Here is a 2,407-nt window from a genome sequence, read left to right on the forward strand (position 1 = left end):
ATCCTTGCTGTTGGACCAGCTAACGGGCGGCAGATGGGTGCCGTCGGCACGTTTGCTGACATACTGCTGTTCAAGAAGGTGGTTAATTTTATCACGGTCGTAAGCCACGACTGCATCATATCCGAGGGTTTTGGTTTTACCCGTGAGGGTATGGATAATATCGGTGGAAGATGTCATTACTTTATTCCTTTAATAAGTGAAGGGCCTGAAGCCCGCCTGCCGTTAGACGGACGTAAAGAAGCTGAAATCAACAGCGGTGCGGTCTGGAAATATACGGTATATCTTGGGGAAATATCCCCCGCAGTGCATCTGCTGTATTAGTTTATAACTAACAAAAAATATCGTGATGGATTAATCAACGGGGGGCAGGGCAATGTTTCCCCGGTCAGCTATCATTCACAGTCAGTGAGGTACTTTCATTCTAGTCTGATTTTTCTATTATTTGTTGAATAAAATGTGTGGTTTAATGGGGGGTTGTGGCTATTTATCAGCCAAAATCATCAATTTTGAATGAATAAATAGCATTTCTAATATCTTATTTTTTATATGAAATACTATAGATCCTCCAGCTTTATAAAAACGGAGATCAACATGCTAATTTCCAAACCTTTGCGAGTTTTTATTACACTGTACCAAGAAAAACGGCTTAAAGCAGCAGCAGACAAATTGTGTCTTACGGTTCCACCTGTAACCAGGATGTTAAAATTAACGGAGGAGTGGCTGGGAGAACGATTATTTGTGATTGAACGAAATGGTCTTTCACCAACATCAGCAGCTGATTGTCTCTATCAAAAAGTGTTTCCGCTATATTCCGCGATGCTTGAATTTGAACATCCATGGCATAAGAAAGGGTTCAGAATTTCATCACCGAATGCAGGAAGAACCGTTATTGCTGATTTGCTAACCATGATGTCATCGTCTTTGCCAGAATCTACGGACATTAGGTTTTCAAGAGGTATGCATTCTGACGATGATATATTCATTAGCATAGAGCCATCAATGGTGCTACCAAATTTTGAAACTTTCCGTACAGATTTAACTATGGAATTACATTATGCAATGCAAGGGGATGATGATTGGCTAAAAAAACCACTTCTCTGTGAAGCGGTAATTGAAAGTTTGCCTGGTTTTCAGCGTGTTATAGATGAGCTGAAACAATGTGGCCACTGTGGCGTGACGCGGCGAATTGATAATGCGATAATATTAGAAAGTATCTTTACGAATGGTGAGGGGCTTTTATTCAGAAAGCCGATAAAAGCAAAGGATGAGTGCCGAACTCTGCCTTTCGTTCTTCATGTCCCGTTTTATATCTATACAAATAAAGTTAGCATGAATAATAACCACCATCGTTTTCTTGAGATCTTAAAGAAAACACTAAGTTAATATATCCTGAGGGAGCTTAGGGAAGGGCTGTTAAGCATAACCGTATGCTTTACCCTGGTGATTGCCAATAATAAAAATGGTGGTGATGAATGTTATTGCCACCATTTTATTAACAGGATCCTTTATCCCCATAAGTAGAATTATTTCCGGTGACACGAAGATGGGCGAATTATGTCAGGTTTAAAGTTAAGGTTACGCATTCGTGCTGTTTAATAGTTTTAAAATTTCATAACTTAACGACATCTCAGATGGATTGGTTTTATTTATAATTGTTCTTGTCGCTCTTAATTTATTTCCTAAGTTATCGATTTCCTGGAGGGCCAAAGTTTTAAGTTGTTCCTGTGTTATTCCTGTAGGAAGGGCTGCAGCTTCACTTGATATTATTTTGTTCCCAAAATGAACGCCGTTGTTAATACCACTAGTATCGTAAACATAATATCCTTCGCGGGGGCTCTTTGACAATGTTACATTATTATAAGCCAGCTGCTCATTGGAAATAGACCATTTTCCATTTGGATTCAAAGAGTAACGTGAGAAACCGTAATACCTTTTTTTGGCGGTAGAAATAAGAGGGTATGGATTGTGCGTAGAATCAGTACGATTCAGCTCTAATCTTATACGGCTGAACTCTCCTGTTTCTGTATTCGCAAGATAGAATGAATCAAATTTATTTTTAGGTGGGTGGGTGTACCACATAGCTATGTTTTCAGTTGAATCTAAATGATCGGTAACCCTTCTGGAGCGTAGTAGCGCTCCGCCACTGGCAGCCATCCCGGCAATGCCGGTGGCCATGGAGACCCAACCCAGCACCGATGAGGCCTCAGGATTTACATCTTCCGTTGCCCCGCTCGCGATGGCCGTCACGTCTGCCAGCACACCCAGCCCTCCCAGGGCCAGCGTCGTTGCCGATGCCGAGCTCAGCGCCGCCGATATTCCCCCTGCTGCGGCTATTGATAGCCCTGCCGTGAACAGTGACAGGCCCAGACCGATTATTCCGAAAATAATACCCAGTATACTCTGCCAA

General features: G+C 41.8%; 1 protein-coding gene and 1 pseudogene. One reads left to right on the plus strand and one right to left on the minus strand.

The window, feature by feature from the left end:
- Window positions 1–591 precede the first annotated feature (591 nt).
- Complete coding sequence (locus HMPREF0201_RS09300; RefSeq protein WP_039898206.1) at window positions 592–1,383, plus strand: helix-turn-helix domain-containing protein; 792 nt, start codon at window positions 592–594, stop codon at window positions 1,381–1,383.
- A gap of 192 nt (window positions 1,384–1,575) precedes the next feature.
- On the opposite strand, the pseudogene HMPREF0201_RS23245 reads toward HMPREF0201_RS09300, so the two are convergent.
- Window positions 1,576–2,407, minus strand: a pseudogene (locus HMPREF0201_RS23245) (hypothetical protein); the annotation flags it as partial.

The sequence above is a fragment of the Cedecea davisae DSM 4568 genome (assembly GCF_000412335.2).
Lineage (GTDB): Bacteria > Pseudomonadota > Gammaproteobacteria > Enterobacterales > Enterobacteriaceae > Cedecea > Cedecea davisae.